A 19,633-nucleotide genomic window follows, 5' to 3' on the forward strand; every position below is an offset into this window, starting at 1 on the left:
GCGATGGGATGCCCAAGTCGCCCAATAATTCCAGACCCTGATGCATCGGCATAGGCACAGGCGGGCGCACCGACGCAGCTGACTCGTCATGCACGGCCGATGGTCGGTCCCCTACCCCCGTGCCGCCTCGTCGAGCGCTTCCAGCACCGGCCGGATCAGCGGGTGTTCCTCGGCTCCCCGCCGTACCGCCGCGAAGACCCGGCGGGTGGGCGCGATCCCGTCCACCGGACGTACGACCACGCCCGTGAGGTCCATTCCCCGCAGCGCCGAGCGCGGTACGAGGGCCACGCCCGCGTCCGCCGAGGCGAGGGCGACGACGGCGCGGAAGTCGTCCGAGGAGTGTTCCAGGCGGGGCTGGAATCCGGCGCCCTCGCAGGCCAGGACGACCACTTCGTGGCAGGGGTTGCCGGGGTACGGGCCGATCCACGGGTCCTTGGCCAGGTCGGCCAGCGGGATCTCGGGGGCCTCGGCCAGCCGGTGGCTCACCGGGACGACCGCGTCGAAGGGCTCGGCGTACAGCGGTACGTGGGTCAGGCGTGGGTCGTCGGCGGGTGGCGCCCCGCGGTACTCGACCGCGACCGCGACGTCGACCTGGCGGTCCAGGACCATCGGCAGGCTGGCGTCGCCCTCGGCGTCCTGGACGCGGATGCGGATGCCGGGCGCGGAGGAGGCGAGGCGCGCCACGGCCGGCGCCACGACCAGGGCGATGCCGGTCGCGAAGGACGCGACGGTGACCGTGCCGGCGGCGCCCGAGCTGTACGCGGCGAGCTCGGCCTCCGCGCGCTCCAGCTGGGCGAGGACCGCGTTGGTGTGACCGAGCAGGATCTCACCGGCCGGGGTGAGCCGTACGCCCTTGGCGCTGCGTTCGACCAGGCGGTGGCCCGTCTCCTGTTCCAACGCCGTCAGCTGCTGGGAGACGGCGGAGGGCGTGAGATACAGCGCGGCGGCAGCCGCCGTCACCGTGCGGTGGTCGGCCACCGCACGGAGGATGTGGAGCCGCCGCGCCTCGATCATGGGATCGATTATCTCAATATGTCCGGGACGGCCGGATCAGGCCTCCAGTTCCGCCCGTGCCGCCACGAAGGCGTCGACGGCCCGGTTGACGTCGTCCGTCGAGTGCGCGGCGGACAGCTGGACGCGGATGCGGGCCTGCCCCTGCGGCACGACCGGGTAGGAGAAGCCGATCACGTACACGCCCCGCTCAAGGAGCAGCTCCGCGAGGCGGCCCGCCTTGGTCGCGTCACCGATCATCACGGGCGCGATGGCGTGGTCGCCGGGGAGGATCTCGAACCCCTCTTCGGTCATCCGGCTGCGGAACAGGGCGGTGTTCTCGGCGAGGCGGATGCGCAGGTCGTCCGCCGACTCGAGGAGGTCGAGGACCTTCAGCGAGGCCGCGGCGATCACCGGGGCGAGCGTGTTGGAGAAGAGGTACGGTCGCGAGCGCTGGCGCAGGAGCGCGACGATCTCGGCGCGGGCGGCGACGTAGCCGCCGGACGCACCGCCGAGCGCCTTGCCCAGGGTGCCCGTGAGGATGTCGACGCGGTCCATGACGCCGTGCAGCTCGGGGGTGCCGCGGCCACCGGGGCCGACGAAGCCGACGGCATGGGAGTCGTCGACCATGACCATGGCGTCGTAGCGGTCGGCGAGGTCGCAGATCTCGCGCAGGGGCGCCACATAGCCGTCCATGGAGAAGACGCCGTCGGTGACGATCAGCCGGCGGCGGGCGTCGGAGGCGTCCTTCAACTGCCGTTCCAGATCGGCCAGATCACGGTTGGCGTAACGGAAACGGCGGGCCTTGGACAGGCGGATGCCGTCGATGATCGACGCGTGGTTCAGGGCGTCGGAGATGACGGCGTCCTCGGGGCCGAGCAGCGTCTCGAAGACACCGCCGTTGGCATCGAAGCAGGAGGAGTAGAGGATCGTTTCCTCCTGGCCGAGGAAGGCGGACAGCCTCGCTTCCAGCTCCTTGTGCACCTCCTGGGTGCCGCAGATGAAGCGGACCGACGCCATGCCGTAGCCCCAGCGGTCCAGGGCCTGGTGCGCGGCGGCGACGACCTCGGGGTGGTCGGCGAGGCCGAGGTAGTTGTTGGCGCAGAAGTTGAGGACCTCGCCGGGGCGGCCGCCCGCGGTGACGTTCACGGTCGCGGACTGCGGGGTGCCGATCACACGCTCGGGCTTGTGCAGGCCGGCGGTCCGGATCTCGTCGAGGGTGGCGCGCAGGTCGTCGCGCACGGAGTCGAACATGGGGAAGCTCCTGAAAGTGCTGACGGGTGAAGGGAGTTACGCGGTCCAGTCGAGGATGACCTTGCCGCCGCGGCCGCTCGCCGCGTCGGCGAACGCCGCCTCGAAGTCGCCGTAGCCGTACCGGCCGGTGATCACGGGTGACAGGTCGAGGCCCGCTTCCAGCAGCACGGACATCGCGTACCAGGTCTCGAACATCTCCCGGCCGTAGATGCCCTTGATGGTGATCATGGAGGTGACGATGCGGGCCCAGTCGACCGGGAACTCCTGGGCGGGCAGGCCGAGCATGGCGATACGGCCGCCGTGCGTCATGTTGGCGATCATGTCGCGCATGGCCTCGGGGCGGCCGGACATCTCCAGGCCGATGTCGAAGCCCTCACGCAGCCCCAACTCCCGCTGCCCGTCGGCGATTTCGGACTCCGCCACGTTCAGCGCGAGACTCACGCCGATCTTGCGGGCCAGCTCCAGCCGCTCCTCGCTGACGTCGGTGATCACGACGTTGCGGGCGCCCGCGTGCCGTGCCACCGCGGCGGCCATCAGGCCGATCGGGCCGGCCCCCGTGATGAGCACGTCCTCGCCGACCAGCGGAAAGGAGAGGGCCGTGTGCACGGCGTTGCCGAACGGGTCGAAGATCGCGGCGACGTCGAGGTCCACAGGTGCCCGGTGCACCCACACATTGGCGGCGGGCAGGGCGACGTACTCCGCGAAGGCCCCGTCGCGTCCGACGCCGAGCCCGACCGTGGCCCGGCACAGGTGCCGCCGCCCGGCCAGGCAGTTGCGGCACTTCCCGCAGACCAGGTGCCCCTCGCCGCTCACCCGGTCGCCGACGGCGATGTCCGCGACGTCACGCCCGGTCTCCACGACCTCGCCGACGAACTCGTGCCCGGCCACCAGCGGCGTACGGATGGCCTGCTGCGCCCAGCCGTCCCAGGCCCGGATGTGCAGATCGGTGCCGCAGATGCCGGTGCGCAGCACCTTGATCAGTACGTCGCCGGGCCCGACGGCCGGCTCCGGCACGTCCGCGAGCCACAGCCCGGGCTCAGCCTTCTCCTTGACCAGCGCCTTCACGCTACGGCTCCTGTGGGTGCGGCCCCGGTCCCGGGCATGCCGAAGGCGCCCGTATCCGGGGAGAGGGGTGGAATCGCGTAGCAATCTGCCGTACGACGCCACCCCTGGTCCATCGAGGTTTTCTTAACCCGTGCCGCAGCTGTGCTTCACACCCGGCCCGCGGGCCCCAAGGAGGAGGCCCGGCCCCCTAGGCGAGACGGGAGACCTGGTAGTGACTGATGTACCAATCGCCTCCCACCCGGGTCACCAGCACCGAGAGCTTGACCTGCAGCGCGGGCCGGTCCGTGAATGTGAACTCGACGTCCAAGTAGCCGAGAACGAGACCGTCGGCCGGGCGTCTGGTCTCGAGGATGCGGTAGGCCGCCTTCATGCCGAGGGGCTGCGAGTCGTAGTACTCGGCGACGCCCTCCCGTCCGACGCTGTACGGGTGCAGCCCCTGGAAGACGGCGTCCTCGGTGAAGCGGGCGGCGACGCGCTCGGGTTGGTGTGCGTCGACGGCGGTCTTCCATGCGTCGAGGACCGCGCTCAGGATCGCCTTGTCGTCCGTGTTGGTGGTCATGTCCGTTCCCTGGCGAGTGATCTGACGGGGCATCAATGTCCGGCGCTCATACCGCCGTCCACGTGCAATATCTCGCCGGTGACGAACGGGGCCGTCTCCAGGAAGAGCACCGCGTCGACGATGTCGCTCACTTCTCCCATCCGGCCCACCGGGTGCAGGGCGGAGAGGAACTCGTGGGTCTCCTCGGGGTGCATGGGGGTCCTGATGGTGCCGGGCGAGACGGCGTTGACGCGGAGGCCTCGGGTCGCGTACTCGATGGCGAGGGACTTGGTGGCGGACTGCAGGCCGCCCTTGGTCAGCGAGGCCAGGACGGAGGGGACTCGGGAGTCCGCGGCATCCACCAGGCTGGTGGTGATGTTGACGATGTGGCCGCCGCCCTGGGCGAGCAGATGCGGTACGGCCTGCTGGGTGAGGTGGAAGAAGCCGGCGACGTTGATGCCGGTCACGGCGGCGTAGTCCTCGGCCGTGTAGTCCGTGAACGGCTTGGCGACGAAGACGCCCGCGTTGTTGACCAGCGTGTCGATACGACCGAAACGCTCGACGGCGGCCGCGACCACCCGCTCCGCTGTCGCCGGGTCGGCGATGTCGCCCTGGACGGTGAGGACGTCGGCGTCGTCGGCGGGGGCAATGGTGCGCGAGGTGGCGACGACCGCGTGGCCGACCTTGCGGTAGCCCTCGACGAGGGCGGCGCCGATGCCCTGGGAGGCGCCGGTGACGATCGCGACCTTCTGGTTCTGCGTGCTCATGGTGACCTTCTTCCGAGAGCTGACCGGCTACTAGCCGACCGGTCGACTATTTGGACCGTAGGTCGGGCGGCGCAGCGGCGGAAGGATCGCCTTTCTCCTGGCTGGGAGGCGCAGGCTCCCAGATCAGGTCAGCCCGGGAGCGCGTACGGATCGTCGGCGGGCAGCCAGGCGTCCGGGGCGTGGATTCCGAGGTCGCCGACGCCCGCGCACAGGGCGTCGACGGCGCCGAGGACTCCGGCGCGGTCCTCGCTCTTTCGCCAGACCAGGGACCAGGTCCAGTAGACCTTCGGGGCGACGATCTCCCGGCGGACCAGGTCGGGCGGGAGCGGAGTGGTCTGCCCCTTGGGCGAGTTGAGGACCGGGCGGCGGCAGCGGCGGACGTGGTCGAAGAAGGCCGGGCCGGTGATCGCCCCGTCCGAGATGCGTACGACACGGGCGCCGGTGGCCTGTGCCAGCTCCTCGGCGTACGCGTTCCAGGATGCCCACGCGGTGATGTCGTCGTCGATGAGGACGTCGGTGTCATGGGCCGCCACATCCGGTACGTCATGGGAGTCGCCGCCCTTGGCGACGGCGTACAGCCGGTCGGTGCCGAGCAGCCGGGCCCGCAGCCCGAGCCGCTCGAGGTCCTCGGTGCGCAGCCAGCACACGGCGAGGTCCAGGCTGCCGTCGGCCACCCGGGCCGCCTGGGTGTGCGAGGGGGCGACCCACGCGTCGACGTGCACTCGGGCCACCGCTGCCGTACGCGAAGTCAGGTCCGGGGGAAGCCAGTTGACGTAACCGAGCCGTACCGACTGCGAACCCGACAGTCGGCCGGCCCGGCGCTTGAGGTCGTCGGCCCGTGCCAGCAGGGCGCGGGTGTGCGGGAGCAGGTCGGCTCCGGCGGGGGTGAGGGAGACCGAGCGGCGGTCCCGGTCGAACAGCCGCACGCCCAGGTCCCGTTCGAGGGCCTTGATCTGCTGAGAGAGCGAGGGGCCCGCGATGAGCAGCCGCTCGGCGGCCCGGCCGAAGTTCAGTTCCTCGGCGACCGCGACGAAGTAGCGCAGCTGGCGCAGTTCCACGCGCGCCATGGTACGCGCGCTGGGAGGCTGCGCCTATCAGCAGCGAGGCAGCCGGTCGTGGCATCGGTGCTGGTCACGGGCACACCATGGGCCCACCAACGACGATCGGAGCACATCATGCGCGAGTTCCTGGTCGAGATCACCACCACCGTCCCCGAGGGCACCGGCCAGGACGAGGTCGACCGGCGGCGGGCCGCCGAGGCCGTCCGTGCGCGGGAGCTGGCCGCCACCGGCCATCTGGCCCGACTGTGGCGCCCCGTGGGCGAGATGCGCAGCATCGGCGTGTGGCGGGCCGCCGACGAGGCGGAGCTGCACGAGAAGGTGCTCGGCACGCTGCCGCTGCGCCCGTGGATGACGCTCGCCGTCACTCCGCTCGAGTCCCACCCCAACGACCCGGGCCGGGTCGAAGGCACCCGATGAGCGCCCCTTCCTCCCCCTGGACGCATGTCGCGCAGGCCGCGGCGGCGCTCGCGGCCGGCATGGGCGTCGGCCGCTTCGTCTACACACCGATCCTGCCCCTGATGCACACCCAGGCGGGCCTGACCGCCGGCGGCGGAGCCGACCTGGCGACCGCCAACTACATCGGCTATCTCGTCGGCGCGCTCGCGGGCATCCTGCTTCCCGCGCTGGTGCGATCGCGTGCCGTACTGCGCTGCTCCCTGCTCGCGCTGACCGCGACACTCGCCGCGATGCCCCTCACCCACAGCCCCGCGATGTGGAGCGTGCTGCGGCTGCTGTCCGGAGTGGTGAGCGCCCTGGTGTTCGTCGTCGCGGCCAGTTCCCTCCTGCATCATCTGCGCGGGCACCCTGCGCACCTGCCCGGCTGGGCCATCGGCGGCGTCGGCGGCGGCATCGCGCTGTCCGGTCTGCTGCTCCTGGCACTGCGGTCCGTCGCTGACTGGCGGGCCGCCTGGTGGGCCTCGGCCGCGCTCACCGCGCTGCTCGCCGTCGGCGCATGGAACCTGCGGCCGGAGGCGGCTTTGCGCGCGAGCAGCGAGAAACCGGGGAGTACGGCACCCCGCACACACCGCTGGTTCGGTGCGCTGTTCGTGAGCTACTCCCTGGAGGGCATCGGCTACATCGTCGCCGGAACCTTCCTGGTCGCGGCGATCGGCCAGGGCTCCCCCGGCTGGGTCGGGAACGGCTCCTGGGTTCTGGTGGGGATGGCCGCCGCGGTGTCCCCGGCGCTGTGGGCGCGGCTGGGACGCCGCTGGTCCCGGCCCGCCCTGCTGCTCGCCGCGCTGGTGGTGCAGGCGGTCGGCATCGCCCTGCCCGCCCTGATCGGCGGAACGGCTGCGGCGCTCGTCTCGGCGGTGCTGTTCGGCGGCACGTTCCTGGGCATCAGCATGCTCACCCTGGCCATCGGGGCCCACCTGCGCTTCCCCCGCTCGGTCGCGCTGCTGACCGCCGGCTATTCCGTCGGCCAGATCCTGGGCCCGCTCGCCGTCGCCCCGCTGCTGCACCACGGCTACCACCGCGCGCTGCTGTCGGCCGCCCTCGTGGTCCTCGCCGCGGCCGCGGCCGCCGCCGTGCTGCGGATCGGCTTCCCGCACCACATGGTCGTAGTACGACACACAGCAACGCCGCGGCAGCGAGAATCGACCGGGGGCGACCGGCCGGCCGACACCGGTCCCGACACTCTCGCCCCGCAGCAGGCCAACTGACGTGGAGCCGCCGATGAACACCGCACGGGATCTCGCGATCGTCGCCCTGGACGCGGCGCCCAGCCGCCAGGTCCAGCAGGGCGAACTGTCACTCGCACTCGCGGGAGCCGAGGTGCTCGACCTCATCGAGGCCCTGGCGCTCGCCCTGGACGGTGACCGTATCCTCCCCAGCGCCCCGTCACCCACGGGCGACCGCCTGTTGGACGAGGCCGTCTCCTCCCTCGTACGGCAGGAGCCGTACGAGACGGTCGAGGACTGGCTGTGGCGCCGGGGCCGTGGGCTGTCCTCGGCCTATGTCGACGACCTGGAGCGAGTGGGACTGACCGCCCGGCCGCGTGGCCGCCGGATTTCGCTGCGGACCGGGCGGGCCGAGCTGGTCGACTCGGCGGCCCGGCAGCAGGCCGAGGACCGCTGGGCATCCGGCGAGCCGGTCCTCGCCGCCCTCGCTGCCGCCGCCGGCATCCACGAAGAAGTCACCGAGGGGCACGAGGGCCTCTCCGGTGAGGCCGTCACGACCGTACTTGCCGCTGTCGGCGACGCGGTGATGGAGCTGGAGGCCGTACGCCAGCGCAAGGCGATCGAGGACGCCGCGTTCGACAATGTGTGGCGCGGCTACTGAGCGCTCCGCGGATGGAGCCGCGATGGGCCGTCGGTCACCTGCGAGCCCGTCGTGGCTGGTCGCGCGCGGCGGAGCCGCATATTGACTCAGTCCCGCTCCCCTTTAGGGGGCTGCCGAACCCGTGGCGCCCAACAAAGCCCGGCAGTTGTTCCACAGGGGGCTGAGCCGACTGGTGTTGTTGTACAGCTTGGCGAACATGACCTGGCCCTCGATCTGAGCCACCACCGCCTGCGCCGCCTCCCGGGTGTCGGTCACGGTGACCTCGCCGCGCTCGCGGGCCTCGGTGATCACCGCCTCGACCATGTCGACCTGCGCGTCGAAGATCTCCTGCAGCCGGCCGCGGACGGCCTCGGCCCGGTTGCTCAGTTCCAGGGTCAGGTTGCCGAACAGGCAGCCCGCCACGGTGCCGCAGCTCTGCTGGGCGGCGCGCCGGCCGGCCTCCGTCTCCTCGCAGAGCTGCCGCAGCCGCTGCAGTGGTTCCCCGTCGCCGTCCAACGCGCGTGCCCAGTCGCGCTGTTGGGCCGCCCAGTGCTCGTCGACGACGGTGAGCGCGAGGGCCTCCTTCGACTCGAAGAAGTAGTAGAAACTGCCCTTCGGCACCCCGGCCGCCCTGCAGATCTCGGCCACGCCCAGCGCCGTGTAACCGCGTCCCTCGATGAGCGAGCGTGCGGCACCGAGGATCTTCTGCCTGGCGTCACTGGTGCGTCCCACGACGCAAGAGTACGTAAGTACTAGACCGGTCGGCTAGTGAGGGGCCGACCGCCGTCACAGCAGCGGGAGCCCGTCCGCCTCCCGCCGCTCCAGCCGTGCGACCAGGTCCGCCGCCGTCGACTTGATGGTCTCCAGGCCGGGCCTGCCCCAGGGCCGTGGCTCCACGTCGACGACGCACACGGTGCCGAGCACCATCCCCGTACTGTCGATCAGCGGTGCGCCCAGATAGGAGCGGATGCCGAACTCGTCGACCACCGGATTGCCCGCGAACCGCGGGTAGTCGCAGACGTCCTCCAGGACCAGCGCCTTGCGCCGGACCACCACATGAGGGCAGAAGCCGTGGTCGCGGGCGAGTTCGCGGCCCAGGACGGGGGTGGTGCCGTCCGCCTTCACCACCGGCCGGGCGACGTCCGAGAGATGCAGGCCCGCGAAGAACTGCCGGTTCTCGTCGATGAAGTTGACCATGGCGTACGGCGCCCCGGTGAGCTCGGCGAGGTGGTCCGCGTAGGCGTCGAGGGCGGGGTCCGGGTGTTCTGCGAGGCCCAGTTGGCCGAGGCGCCGGGCCCGGGCGGGGGCCTCCTTGTCCTCGGGGGTGAGCAGCAGCCGACCGGCCGGGCGCGCCGGGTCGTACCTCATGAGCGGGCTCCGTCACTGTGGACGCAGGGCATATACGGGCTCCGTGGCAGTGTGCGGGGATCACATGTGGGCGCCGTGGCTCGGCGCATGCGTCGGGGCGTGGGCGATGAGGTGTCGTACGAGGGTGAGCAGGGTCTGCACTCCGGAACTGGAGATCCGGGCGTCGCAGCGCACGACGGGGATCGCCGGGTCGAGGTCGATGGCGGCGCGGACCTCCTCGGGGTCGTAGCGGTACGAGCCGTCGAACTCGTTGATCGCGACGATGAAGCCGAGTCCGCGCTGCTCGAAGAAGTCGACCGCCGCGAAGCACTCCTCCAGGCGGCGGGTGTCGGCGAGGATGACCGCGCCGAGCGCGCCCTCGGAGAGCTCGTCCCACATGAACCAGAACCGCTCCTGCCCGGGCGTGCCGAACAGGTACAGCACGTGTTCCGGGTCGAGGGTGATGCGGCCGAAGTCCATGGCCACCGTCGTCTCGACCTTGTTCTCGATCCCGTCGAGAGAGTCGGTCGCGGCGCTGACCGTGGTGAGCAGCTCCTCCGTGCTGAGCGGCGCGATCTCGCTGACCGCGCCCACGAAGGTCGTCTTGCCTACTCCGAACCCGCCCGCCACCAGGATCTTCAGTGCGGTGGGGAAGGGATCAGAGCTGTCGTCGTAGTCCATCGAGCACTGCCTCCAGAAGGGCCCGGTCAGTCGGGTTGTGGTGGAACTCGGGTGGCTTGGTGGTGAGCGCCCCGCAGTCGACGAGGTCCGACAGCAGCACCTTGGTGACCACGGCCGGCAGCTTCAGCTGGGCGGCCACCTCGGCGACCGAGACGGGCGCGCGGCACAGGTCGAGCGCCTGCGCGTGTTCGGGGCCGAGGTAGCCGAGGGGGGTGGCTCCGGTGGCCATCACGTGCGACAGGAGGTCGAGCGCGATGGTGGGCCGGGTGCGTCCGTTGCTGACCGTGAAGGGGCGCACGAGCCGACCGGCCGCGTCGTCGAGCCAGGGCCCGTCGCCGACCGCCGCCACGCTCAAGGCCTCATCGCCGTGGGTTCGACGGCGTGCTGCCGGGGCGCGGTGACCAGGTAGGGGCGGACGCTCTTGACGAGCATCGCCATCTCATAGCCGAGCACCGCCGCATCGGCCTCGCGGCCGGCCAGTACGGCGAGACAGGTGCCGGAGCCGGCCGTGGTCACGAACAGGAGCGTCGAGTCGAGTTCGACGACGACCTGGCGGACCTCGCCACCGTCACCGAAGCGGACCCCGGCGCTGCGGCCGAGGGAGTACAGGCCGGAGGCCAGCGCGGCCATGTGGTCGGCGCTGTCGGCATCGAGGCCGTGGACCGACTTCACAAGCCCGTCGCAGGAGAGAAGTACCGCACTGGTCGTGTGGGGTACGCGCTGCACGAGGCCGCTCATCAGCCAGTCGAGATCGGATACATGGCCGGTCGGCGCATCGCTCGCCATGGTGGATCGACTCCTTGGGGTACGAAGGTCTGCGGGAGCGGTGGGGGTGGTGGTGGCGGGGGTGGGAACAGAGGTGGTCATCCGGCTGGTGCGCTCCCGTCGTGCCGGGTGGGGTGGTCGGTGCCGCGCGCGGACGCGGGGCGCGCCTCGGCTATGTGGGCCGGGTCCATGTGCGATACGTCAATGGAGGGCGGCGGGGCTGTGGCGGTGACGTCCGTGTGGAGCACGTCCAGGGGGGAGCTCGGGAGGATGGGCGCGGCCTCGGTGTGAGCCGGGCCGGTGAGGGGGCGCGACTCGATGTGCGGCGACCGGTCCATGGGCTCGGAGGTCATGTGTGCCGACTCCGTATGGAGCGGCTCCATGTGGGCCGACGCGATGTGGGACGGCTCTGTGTGGGCCGAAGCCATGTGGTCCGGTTCCCAGTGCGTCGACGATGCCGTGTGCACGGCTCCCGTGTACTCCGAGTGCTCCGCGTACTCCGAGCGCTCCGACTCGAGGTTCTGCTGGGCCTCCGCCAGGCCGATGCCGCGCTGGAAGGCGGCCATCAGGCCGGGGTCGTGGCCGGCGAGGTACTCGGACTCCTGGCGTGGCGCCGGGCCGTCGCGCAGTTGGGGTGCGATGTGCTCCTGGGCGCGGCGGCGCGGCAGTTGGGGCTTGCCCATGGTGCCGCGGACGGTGCCGGCGCGGGGCGTGGGCGGCGTGGACGCGTTCTCTTCGACGAGCCGCCGGTCGTCCGGCCGGATACCGGGCAGGGCCTCCGCGGGATTGGCCCGCTCCTCGTGGGCGCCGCGCACCGGGAGCGGCGCCGATCCGCTGCCGCTCGCGGTGCTGCTGTTGAGCGGGCTGCCGTTCGGGGCGGCGGCCGTGGGCGGCGGGGGCGCGACGCGACGCCCGGCGGTCTCGGGTCGGGGGCCGGGCGGAGCCTGCGGCTGGGACCGCGGCGGCACGGACGGCTCCGGCATCCCCATCACGCCCGTGACAGCGTGCGGCTGCGCCGCGCCTCCGGGAACGCCCGGCGTGGAGCCCAGCAGCCCCTGCGGTACGACGAGCACGGCCTGCACTCCGCCGTAGATGTTGGTCTGCAGGCGGACGTTGATGCCGTGCCGCCGCGCGAGCTGTGAGACCACGAACAGCCCGATGCGGCCGTCCGCGAGCAGGCTCGCCACGTTGACCTGGTCGGGGTCGGCGAGCAGGGCGTTCATCTTCTTCTGCTCGGCCACCGGCATGCCGAGGCCTCGGTCCTCGACCTCGACGGCGAGCCCCGAGGTGACGAGGTTGGCGCGCAGCAGCACCTGGGTGTGCGGTGCGGAGAACACCGTGGCGTTCTCGACGAGTTCGGCCAGCAGGTGGATGACGTCCGCGACGGCGTGGCCGCGCAGGGTGCCGTCGATCGGCGGCACCAGCTTGACCCGGGAGTACTGCTCGACCTCGGCGATGGCGGAGCGCAGCACCTCGGTCATGGACACGGGGTTGCTCCACTGGCGGCGGGAGACGGCGCCGCCGAGGACGGCGAGGTTCTCGGCGTGGCGGCGGATCCGGGTGGCGAGGTGGTCGACGTGGAAGAGGCCCTTGAGCAGGTCCGGGTCCTCGATCTCGTTCTCCAGCTCGTCGAGGATGGAGATCTCCCGGTGCACCAGCGACTGCAGGCGCCGGGCGAGGTTGACGAAGACCTCGAGCTTCTGTTCGCTGCCTGCCTGACTGGACAGCTGGGCGGCCTGGACGACGGCGGTGAGGGCACCGTCGTGCGCGCGGGTCAGGTCGGCGGCGAGCAGCTCGAAGTCGTCGGCATCGTCCGCGGGAGCGCTGCGCGGCTTGCGCGGGGGCGGGGTGTCGCCGCGGCGCAGTGACTCGACGAGGGCGCGCAGGTCGGCCTCGCCGCGTCCGCTGATGCGACGCAGGGCGCCGAGGCGGTCGCTGACCGATCTGGCGGTGCGGTCGGCGGCGACGGAGGCGATCAGGATCCCTGCGAGCGCCACCGCGGCGGCGCCGGCGAGCACGCCCCACAGGATGAGGCCGGGCCGTGCTCCGGTGGTGCGGACGGTGAACAGGACCGCCGCGCTCGCGCTCAGGGCCACCGCCACCGGCGGCAGCACGGCGAGCCGCAGCAGCTGGGGCCGTATGTGCGTCTCGGGCAGCGAGGGCACGGGACGGGCAACCGGCCGTCCGTGCCGCCCGCCCTCGCGGCGGTCTGCGCGGGCGGCCGGTGCGCGAAGGTGAGACATCGGTGTCCTCGTCGTACTGATCCGTCGGTGCCTGGGGCGCGTGCTGCGCGGTTCGGGCATGCGTTGCCCGATGGACACTCACAGTAGTCGGCAACACATCATGTGCGGTGGGCAGTTGACAAAGTCCCACGCACAGCGTCCCGCTCTGGTATGAGCACTCGTACGACAGACCGATAAACCCAGTGGCTGCATGATCCCGCTTGACGATGGATCGATCAGAGCTGGTCAGAAGCGGTCACCAGGAAAGAGTGAGGACCGGGGAGCGACTGCTCCCCGGTCCTCACCGCATGCTCTTTTCTGTCCGCCCGACAGCCCGCCGGGACCGTTTCGGGACGCTCACGCGCCTCCAGAAGTCATCCCCCGAACATCACTCAGCGTAGCGAACTAGGCCTTCGGCTGGGTGAACCGGATGCTGTTGCCGAAGGGGTCACGCAGTCCGCAGTCGATCCCGTACGGCCGCTCGGTGGGCTCCTCGGTGAACTCGACGCCCTTGGCCTTGAGGGTCTCGTACGTCTTTCGGCAGTCCTCGGTCCGGAAGATGAGGAAGCCGCCCGTCGCGCCCTTGGTCAGCAGCTCGCGGACCTGCTCCGCGGTCTCCTCGGACAGCCGCGGCGGGCCGGGGCGCTCCAGGAGAACCTCGCGGTCGGGCTGGCCGGGGACGTTGACGGTGAGCCAGCGCATGAAGCCGAGGTCGGCGTCGGTGTTGACCTCCAGGCCGAGCTTGCCGACGTAGAAGTCGAGGGCCTCGTCCTGGTCGAGGACGTAGATCTGCGAGTGCGTGATTGCTGTGAACATGTGCATCACGCTACGAGCCCGGCCCCGCGAAAACTTATCCAAAACTGCTCTGTCCACCGAAGAGCGAGCAGAAGAACGAGCAGGAGGACGAGACGATCAGACGCACGAGGGGCCTGTCAGGCGCTCGGCCGCATCCACGCCATGGTGAAACAGGTGGGGACGTCCAGGGCGACGGCCTGCTTGCGGTACTCCCTGGGCGAGCGGCCGACGACGTCGCGGAAGGTGCGGCTGAACGTTCCCGGGCTGCCGAAGCCGACCTCGAAGCAGATGTCCGTGATGCTGCGGTCGGTCTCCCGGAGCAGGAACATGGCGCGCTCGACACGTCGGCGCTGCAGATAGCGGTGCGGTGTCTCGCCGAACGTGGCGCGGAAGGTGCGGGCGAAATGCGCCGGGGAGACATGGGCGATCCGGGCCAGGGCGGGCACGTCCAGCGGCTGCGCGTAGGCGCGGTCCATCGCGTCCCGGGCCCGCAGCATGCGGCGGTTCGTTTCTTCGGCGGCGCGGCTCACGGCGCCATCACACCATGGTTCGCCGGATCGTTCCGCTCTGGGTCGCAGGGCCCCTGGCTAGCCTGGTGAGGAGAGGGGCCGCCGTTCGACGGCCCGAGCGGAAGGAGCCTTCATGGAGCTTCCACGCGACGAGGTCGCCGTCGCCCGTCCCGGCGACCGACGCCCCGGGCCCGCAACGGCGGGGATGGACCGGCAGGAGGCGTTCGCCACCGACGGCATGTGGTCGGGATTCGTCCGCACCGAACCCGGGATGGTCTCCGGCTGGCACCACCACGGCGAACACGAGTCGGTGATCTACGTCCTCACGGGGGCCCTGAGGATGGAGTTCGGCCCGAACGGCTCGCGCACCGTCGACGCCGGTCCCGGCGACTTCATCTACGTGCCGAAGGGCGCCGTTCACCGGGAGAGCAACCCTTCGGCCCGCCGACATCATCGTCACCAGGGCGGGGACGGGGCAGTCCACGTTCAACGTGGAGGGACCCGCGCAGAGCTGAGACGCCTTCCCCTCCATACGGCGGTGTCGTCAGCGAAGGGCGGCCAGCTCCCCGCCCGGCAGGTGGATCCAGCCCTCCCGCCGGGCAGCGGCACGCTCATCCGGGGTGCGCGGCCACCGGGTGTCCCCGACCAGAACGGCCCTCGCGACCAGGGCGCAGAGCAGGGCGTCGAGATGGTCGTGGCTGTCGGTGCACGTAGCGCGCACGGGCTCGGGCAGGACCAGTCCCAGGCCCTCCTCGACCGCGAGAACGATGTGCTCACGGACCTCGCGCGCTGCGGGAGTGGCGCTCTTGTAGCTGCGGGCCTGGCGGATGCCCCACAGCCGCAGCGCGGCGGCCGGATACACCTCGGCGATCCGGCCCGAACCGTCCCGCGGCACCGGTGTGCCGGTGGCCGCCAGTGCGTCCAGGAGGCGGGCCGCACGCAGGGCCACGACGCCCAGCAGATCGGTGGACACCGACAGCGGAGGGCGCATCGAGGTCGCCTTCCACGTGAGGTCGTCGGTCAGCCGGAACCGCAGTGCGTCAAGACCGGGCCGGCCGTCCGTGCGCTCCTCGAACCGGGTCGGCGGCGGCAGTCGCAGGCCCTGGTGATGGGCGAGGACCGTGGCCACGAAGCTCGACGGCCAGCCGAGCGGGCAGTCGAGGCCGGTCTTGTCGGCGGCCCGGATCAGCCCCAGCAGATCCTCGTCCGCTTCCGGCACGACGAACCCCACCGTCAGGGCGCCGTCGACTGCCCACGCGACACGGCACACGGCGGTACGCCGCGCACTGGCAGCCAGGTCGACCCCCACCGTCACCGTCTGCTGACGGCTCATGCCGGGATCCGCTCCCGGCGGGCCCGGTCGGCTCACGGCCTCACCCGCCGAGGTCAGCCCGCCGATACCGTCTCGGGCTCTCCTGTGCCCTCCGCGGACCTGCCGTCGGCCTCGGCCTGGGCCTCGGCACCCGAGTCGGCGGTCGTCTTGATCGCCGCCTCGGTCAGCACGTCCGCCGTCGGCCAGCCGCCGGCCGGGGCCTGGGCGACGGCACGCCACCACGGCTCGGACGGGACGGTCTCCGCGGTGGGCTCGAAGGGCTCTCCGGGGCGGGGCAGGGCGATGCGGGAACCCGTGGCGCGGGCGGCCGCGACCGTGCCCTCGCCGGGCTCCGCCCAGGGGTGCGTCGCCAGGTTGAAGGTGGCCCAGTGGATCGGCATCATCACGCCGTGCGGCTCGCCGCCCTGCAGATCGAGGTGGGCGCGCATGCCCTCTTCGGGCGTCATGTGGATGTCGGGCCAGAAGTCGGAGTAGGCGCCGATCTGGATCATCGTGGCGTCGAACGGTCCGTGCTCGGCGCCGATGTCCTTGAAGCCCTCGAAGTAGCCGGTGTCCCCGCTGTGGAAGATCCGGTGCTCGTCCCCGGCGACGGACCAGGAGGCCCACAGGGTGTGCTGGGTGTTGCGCAGGCCGCGGCCGCAGAAGTGGCGGGCCGGGGTGGCGGTCAGGGTGAGGCCGCCGACCTCGGTCGCCTCGTGCCAGTCCAGCTCGCGCAGCCGGTCGGCGGACACGCCCCAGTGTTCGAGGTGGGCGCCGACGCCGAGGGGGACGGCGAACAGCGTGTCCGTGTCGGCCAGCGCCTTGATGGTCGGGAGGTCCAGGTGATCGTAGTGGTCGTGCGAGATGACGACGACGTCCACCGGGCCGAGCGCGGCGATCGGCAGCGGCACCGGGTGCAGCCGCTTGGGGCCGACGAAGGAGAACGGGGAGCAGCGCTCGCCCCACACCGGGTCGAAGAGCACCCGCTGCCCGTCGATCTCGGCGAGCACGCTGGAGTGCCCCATCCAGGTCAGTCGCAGTCCGGTGGCCGGCGGCTTCGCGATGTCGGCGAGCGTCGTGGGGTGCACCGGCACCGTGCCCTTGGGGGCGCGCCGGGGCCGCTCGTCCTTGTCGAAGAAGACCTTCGCGAAGTCCAGCGTGGAGCCGGAGGGCCGGGTCCGGGCGATGCCTCCGGGATTCTGGAAGACGCCGTCCTTGAAGTGCGGTGATCTGCGGATGCGCGCGAGGCGCTCACCGCTCGGGTCCGCGCCGAAGCCCGCGGGCTGCAGCGCACGGAGCCCGGAGCTCAGGGAACGGAAACCGGACACGGTACCTCCAGGTGGCGTCGATGAGGCATTCCATTATGGTCGGCTCCTGCGACAACACCTGGGTCGTCCGGGTCGCTGCGGGCTCATTCCAAGGAAAGCCCAAAGATTGCCTACCGCTTGGTGAACCGCGGACGGTCGGCCTCCATTCCCGTCGCCCTGCCGGCACCGAGGTGATCGATCCGCCCGTTGACAGGGTGTGCCCCCGCTTCCGATACTGACTGACGATTCAGTAAATGGGGACCTTCGACACCCCGCCACCCCCCTGATCCCCATTCGCGAGGAGATCGCATGACCGCCCCCCTGATGTCGGTCACCTGGACCGACCACCTCACCGGCCGCCAGGGTTTCCTGGTCGTCGACCGGCTGGTGCGCGGCGTCTCCAGCGGCGGACTGCGCATGCGCGCGGGCTGCACCTTGGACGAGGTCGCGGGCCTCGCGCGCGGGATGACTATGAAGGAGGCGCTGCACTACAACCCCGAGGGCCGCTACGTCCCCCTGGGCGGCGCCAAGGGCGGCATCGACTGCGATCCCCAGGACCCGGGGGCGTATGCGCTCCTGGTGCGCTACCTGCGGGCCATGAAGCCGTACGTCGAAGACTTCTGGACCACCGGTGAGGACCTCGGTCTCAGCCAGGACGTGGTCGACCGGGCGGTGGCCGAGGCGGGGCTCGTGTCGTCCGTCCAGGCCGTGTACCCGCTGCTCGACGACGAGGCGGCGGCGCGGCGGCGGCTCGCGGACGCGTTCGCGATCGAGGTGGACGGCATCGGGCTGGACGAGCTGGTCGGCGGGTGCGGGGTCGCCGAGTCGGCGTTGGCCGCCCTGGACCGCTCGGGCGTGCCGTACACGGGGACGCGGGTCGCCGTGCAGGGGCTGGGCACGATGGGCGGGGCGACGGCGCGTTTCCTCGCCCGCGCGGGACTCACCGTGGTCGCCGTCGCCGACATCAAGGGCACGATCGCCAACCCGGCCGGCCTCGACGTCGAGGCGCTGCTCACCGCGCGGGACGCGTACGGCACCGTGGACCGTGCGGCCCTGCGCCCCGGCGACCATGAACTGCCCGGCGACTCCTGGCTCGCGGTCGAGGCGGAGGTGCTCGTGCCCGCGGCGGTCTCGTACGCGATCGACGCCGCCGACCAGGACCGCATCACCGCCCGCTGGATCGTCGAGGCGGCCAACATGCCCGTACTGCCTGAGGCGGAGGAGCTGTTGGCCGCGCGCGGGGTGACCGTGCTGCCGGATGTGGTCGTCAACTCTGGTACGAACGCATGGTGGTGGTGGACGCTGTTCGGCGACATCGGCCCGGACGCTCAGGAGGCGTTCGCCCACACCCGCCGCTCGATGCGCGCCCTGACCGAGCAGATGCTGGCCCGCGCGGAGGCCGACGGGACGACCCCGCGGGCGGCGGCGCACGCCATCGTCGCGGACCGGCTGCCGGTGATCGCGGAACGTTTCGGCTGGTACCGGTGAGGGCGGTCCGGCGTTCTGTGCGGGTCATCTCGCACGCCGACTGCGGGTATGTCGAAAGTGCTGCTGGAAGCCTGCGCCATCTGCCCCAGGATCGGGCGTAATTCGGTGGCATTCGGCGTGCGGATCAGAAAGGCTCGCGGCCATGGTCTCGGTACTGCAGAACGTGGCGATCGACTGTGCGGATGCCTACGAGCTGGCCCGGTTCTGGAGCAGTGTGACGGGCCGTCCGCTGCATCCGGAGGTCGGACCGGGTGACCCGGAGACTCAGGTGCTGCTGGCGGAGGGCCCGGTGTTGCACTTCAACCAGGTGCCCGAGGCCAAGACGATCAAGAACCGGATCCATCTGTGTCTGCGCCCCGAGACCTTCCGCGATCAGGAGGTGGACCGGCTGCTGGGCCTCGGTGCCACCTTCGTCGCCGATCACCGGAACCCCGATGGTTCGGGCTGGGCCGTCCTCGCTGATCCCGAAGGCAACGAATTCTGCGTTCTGCGCAGCGAGTCCGACCGGGCGGCCATGCATTCCTGACGCTCACGCGCCCGCCTTGGTCGGTTTCACACCGCGCCCCGTGTCGAACCCGCCGAGTGCCGACCTCGCCCGGCGCCGTCAGCGGTGACGGAATAGGGTGACCGCGTGGCGAGAGTGCGGTTGAGCGTGGCCGAGCGGCGCGAGGAGTTGCTGCGGGCCGCCATCGGGCAGATCGAGGCGCGGGGTGTGGCAGCGGTCAGGATCGCCGACGTGGCCTCGGCACTCGGCGTGAGCAACGCGCTGGTGCTGTACCACTTCTCCACGAAGGAGAAGCTGGTGGCCGCCGCGTTCACCTTCGCGGCCGAGGACGACCTCGCGCAGCTGCGCAAACTTCTCGGCCGCCGTACGACGGCGCTGCGGCGCTTGCGGTCGGCGGTGCGCTGGTACGCGCCGACGGGCCAGGCCAAGGGCTGGCGGCTGTGGATCGAGGGCTGGGCGGCGGCGCTGCGCGAGCCCGCGCTGCAGGAGGTCACGCGTGACCTCGACAAGCAGTGGAAGGCCGCGATCGCCGAGGTCATCGCGGAGGGCGTGGCTGCGGGCGAGTTCCGCTGCCCGGACCCGCACGGCGCGGCCCTGCGCCTGACCGCCCTGCTGGACGGGCTCGCCGTGCAGCTGACCTCGTACGCCGGTGCGGTGTCGCGGGCGCGGGCGCAGGAGTGGGTGGACGAGGCGCTGGCCCGGGAACTGGGGCTGGAGCGGGCGGCGTTGACGACTGCGGAGCGCTGAGAGCCTGTGTCTGTCCCGGCC

Annotated in this window: 22 protein-coding genes and 1 pseudogene; 7 read left to right on the top strand and 16 right to left on the bottom strand. The window is 71.5% G+C overall.

Annotated features, from left to right (window positions below; translation table 11 throughout):
• Positions 1 to 111: 111 nt before the first annotated feature.
• The 6 genes from ACWDAG_RS01100 to ACWDAG_RS01125 form a co-directional block, all read right to left on the bottom strand.
• Positions 112 to 1,014, bottom strand: a complete 903-nt coding sequence (locus ACWDAG_RS01100; protein WP_450693474.1) for a LysR family transcriptional regulator — start codon at positions 1,012 to 1,014, stop codon at positions 112 to 114.
• Positions 1,015 to 1,050: 36 nt separating this feature from the next.
• Complete coding sequence (locus ACWDAG_RS01105) at positions 1,051 to 2,244, bottom strand: glycine C-acetyltransferase (RefSeq protein ID WP_450693475.1); 1,194 nt, start codon at positions 2,242 to 2,244, stop codon at positions 1,051 to 1,053.
• 36 nt (positions 2,245 to 2,280) lie between these two features.
• A complete protein-coding gene (gene tdh / locus ACWDAG_RS01110) occupies positions 2,281 to 3,309 on the bottom strand; it encodes an L-threonine 3-dehydrogenase (RefSeq protein WP_450693476.1) in 1,029 nt (342 codons plus the stop codon).
• A gap of 187 nt (positions 3,310 to 3,496) precedes the next feature.
• Entirely contained in the window at positions 3,497 to 3,868 is a 372-nt protein-coding gene (locus ACWDAG_RS01115; protein ID WP_450693477.1) for a YybH family protein, read from the bottom strand.
• A gap of 32 nt (positions 3,869 to 3,900) precedes the next feature.
• On the bottom strand, positions 3,901 to 4,614 hold the full coding sequence (locus tag ACWDAG_RS01120; protein WP_450693478.1) for an SDR family NAD(P)-dependent oxidoreductase: 714 nt from the start codon (positions 4,612 to 4,614) through the stop codon (positions 3,901 to 3,903).
• 128 nt (positions 4,615 to 4,742) lie between these two features.
• Complete coding sequence (locus ACWDAG_RS01125; RefSeq protein WP_450693479.1) at positions 4,743 to 5,681, bottom strand: LysR family transcriptional regulator; 939 nt, start codon at positions 5,679 to 5,681, stop codon at positions 4,743 to 4,745.
• A 108-nt stretch (positions 5,682 to 5,789) separates the two neighbouring features.
• Between ACWDAG_RS01125 and ACWDAG_RS01130 the strand changes: the two genes are divergently transcribed.
• Genes ACWDAG_RS01130 through ACWDAG_RS01140 form a run of 3 tightly spaced genes read left to right on the top strand, consistent with a single transcriptional unit; the run spans position 5,790 to position 7,955 of the window.
• A complete protein-coding gene (locus ACWDAG_RS01130; protein WP_450693480.1) occupies positions 5,790 to 6,092 on the top strand; it encodes a muconolactone Delta-isomerase family protein in 303 nt (100 codons plus the stop codon).
• Positions 6,089 to 7,336, top strand: coding sequence for a YbfB/YjiJ family MFS transporter (locus ACWDAG_RS01135; RefSeq protein ID WP_450693481.1), 1,248 nt, complete (start codon positions 6,089 to 6,091; stop codon positions 7,334 to 7,336). Before ACWDAG_RS01130 ends, ACWDAG_RS01135 begins: the two co-directional genes overlap by 4 nt.
• 13 nt (positions 7,337 to 7,349) lie before the next feature.
• The gene (locus ACWDAG_RS01140) at positions 7,350 to 7,955 is read left to right on the top strand and encodes a GOLPH3/VPS74 family protein (protein ID WP_450693482.1); all 606 of its coding nucleotides are present in this window, start codon (positions 7,350 to 7,352) and stop codon (positions 7,953 to 7,955) included.
• A 102-nt stretch (positions 7,956 to 8,057) separates the two neighbouring features.
• On the opposite strand, the gene ACWDAG_RS01145 is transcribed toward ACWDAG_RS01140, so the two are convergent.
• The 8 genes from ACWDAG_RS01145 to ACWDAG_RS01180 all read right to left on the bottom strand — a co-directional run bounded on the left by ACWDAG_RS01145 (position 8,058) and on the right by ACWDAG_RS01180 (position 14,274).
• Positions 8,058 to 8,666, bottom strand: a complete 609-nt coding sequence (locus ACWDAG_RS01145) for a TetR/AcrR family transcriptional regulator (protein ID WP_450693483.1) — start codon at positions 8,664 to 8,666, stop codon at positions 8,058 to 8,060.
• A gap of 54 nt (positions 8,667 to 8,720) precedes the next feature.
• A complete protein-coding gene (locus ACWDAG_RS01150) occupies positions 8,721 to 9,302 on the bottom strand; it encodes a GAF domain-containing protein (protein ID WP_232650512.1) in 582 nt (193 codons plus the stop codon).
• A gap of 60 nt (positions 9,303 to 9,362) precedes the next feature.
• A complete protein-coding gene (locus ACWDAG_RS01155) occupies positions 9,363 to 9,962 on the bottom strand; it encodes a GTP-binding protein (protein ID WP_450693484.1) in 600 nt (199 codons plus the stop codon).
• The gene (locus tag ACWDAG_RS01160; protein WP_030936141.1) at positions 9,940 to 10,311 is read right to left on the bottom strand and encodes a DUF742 domain-containing protein; all 372 of its coding nucleotides are present in this window, start codon (positions 10,309 to 10,311) and stop codon (positions 9,940 to 9,942) included. The genes ACWDAG_RS01155 and ACWDAG_RS01160 overlap by 23 nt, the downstream gene beginning before the upstream one ends.
• 2 nt (positions 10,312 to 10,313) lie before the next feature.
• Positions 10,314 to 10,748: a roadblock/LC7 domain-containing protein gene (locus ACWDAG_RS01165; protein ID WP_450693485.1), complete on the bottom strand. Its 435-nt coding sequence runs from the start codon at positions 10,746 to 10,748 to the stop codon at positions 10,314 to 10,316.
• A gap of 77 nt (positions 10,749 to 10,825) precedes the next feature.
• Positions 10,826 to 12,970 (bottom strand): sensor histidine kinase, encoded by a 2,145-nt coding sequence (locus ACWDAG_RS01170; RefSeq protein ID WP_450693486.1) that lies wholly within the window; start codon positions 12,968 to 12,970, stop codon positions 10,826 to 10,828.
• Between the two features lie 384 nt (positions 12,971 to 13,354).
• Positions 13,355 to 13,765 carry a VOC family protein gene (locus tag ACWDAG_RS01175; RefSeq protein ID WP_030936149.1) on the bottom strand — a complete coding sequence of 137 codons (411 nt, stop codon included), beginning with the start codon at positions 13,763 to 13,765 and terminating at the stop codon, positions 13,355 to 13,357.
• A gap of 116 nt (positions 13,766 to 13,881) precedes the next feature.
• A complete protein-coding gene (locus ACWDAG_RS01180; RefSeq protein WP_266529597.1) occupies positions 13,882 to 14,274 on the bottom strand; it encodes a helix-turn-helix domain-containing protein in 393 nt (130 codons plus the stop codon).
• 217 nt (positions 14,275 to 14,491) lie between these two features.
• Here ACWDAG_RS01180 and ACWDAG_RS01185 point away from each other — a divergent pair.
• Positions 14,492 to 14,680: pseudogene (locus ACWDAG_RS01185) on the top strand (cupin domain-containing protein); the annotation flags it as partial.
• Between the two features lie 117 nt (positions 14,681 to 14,797).
• Here the strand turns inward: ACWDAG_RS01185 and ACWDAG_RS01190 are convergent.
• Both ACWDAG_RS01190 and ACWDAG_RS01195 read right to left on the bottom strand, forming a co-directional pair.
• On the bottom strand, positions 14,798 to 15,586 hold the full coding sequence (locus tag ACWDAG_RS01190; RefSeq protein ID WP_450693487.1) for a DUF429 domain-containing protein: 789 nt from the start codon (positions 15,584 to 15,586) through the stop codon (positions 14,798 to 14,800).
• A gap of 53 nt (positions 15,587 to 15,639) precedes the next feature.
• On the bottom strand, positions 15,640 to 16,893 hold the full coding sequence (locus tag ACWDAG_RS01195; protein ID WP_450693488.1) for an MBL fold metallo-hydrolase: 1,254 nt from the start codon (positions 16,891 to 16,893) through the stop codon (positions 15,640 to 15,642).
• Positions 16,894 to 17,181: 288 nt separating this feature from the next.
• Here ACWDAG_RS01195 and ACWDAG_RS01200 point away from each other — a divergent pair, with 288 nt between their 5' ends.
• The 3 genes from ACWDAG_RS01200 (at position 17,182) to ACWDAG_RS01210 (ending at position 19,612) form a co-directional block, all read left to right on the top strand.
• Positions 17,182 to 18,360, top strand: a complete 1,179-nt coding sequence (locus tag ACWDAG_RS01200) for a Glu/Leu/Phe/Val dehydrogenase dimerization domain-containing protein (RefSeq protein ID WP_450693489.1) — start codon at positions 17,182 to 17,184, stop codon at positions 18,358 to 18,360.
• 142 nt (positions 18,361 to 18,502) lie between these two features.
• A complete protein-coding gene (locus tag ACWDAG_RS01205; RefSeq protein WP_450693490.1) occupies positions 18,503 to 18,886 on the top strand; it encodes a VOC family protein in 384 nt (127 codons plus the stop codon).
• 105 nt (positions 18,887 to 18,991) lie between these two features.
• Positions 18,992 to 19,612: a TetR/AcrR family transcriptional regulator gene (locus tag ACWDAG_RS01210; protein WP_450693491.1), complete on the top strand. Its 621-nt coding sequence runs from the start codon at positions 18,992 to 18,994 to the stop codon at positions 19,610 to 19,612.
• The last annotated feature ends 21 nt before the right edge of the window (positions 19,613 to 19,633 follow it).

The organism is Streptomyces sp. NPDC001157, from assembly GCF_053598255.1.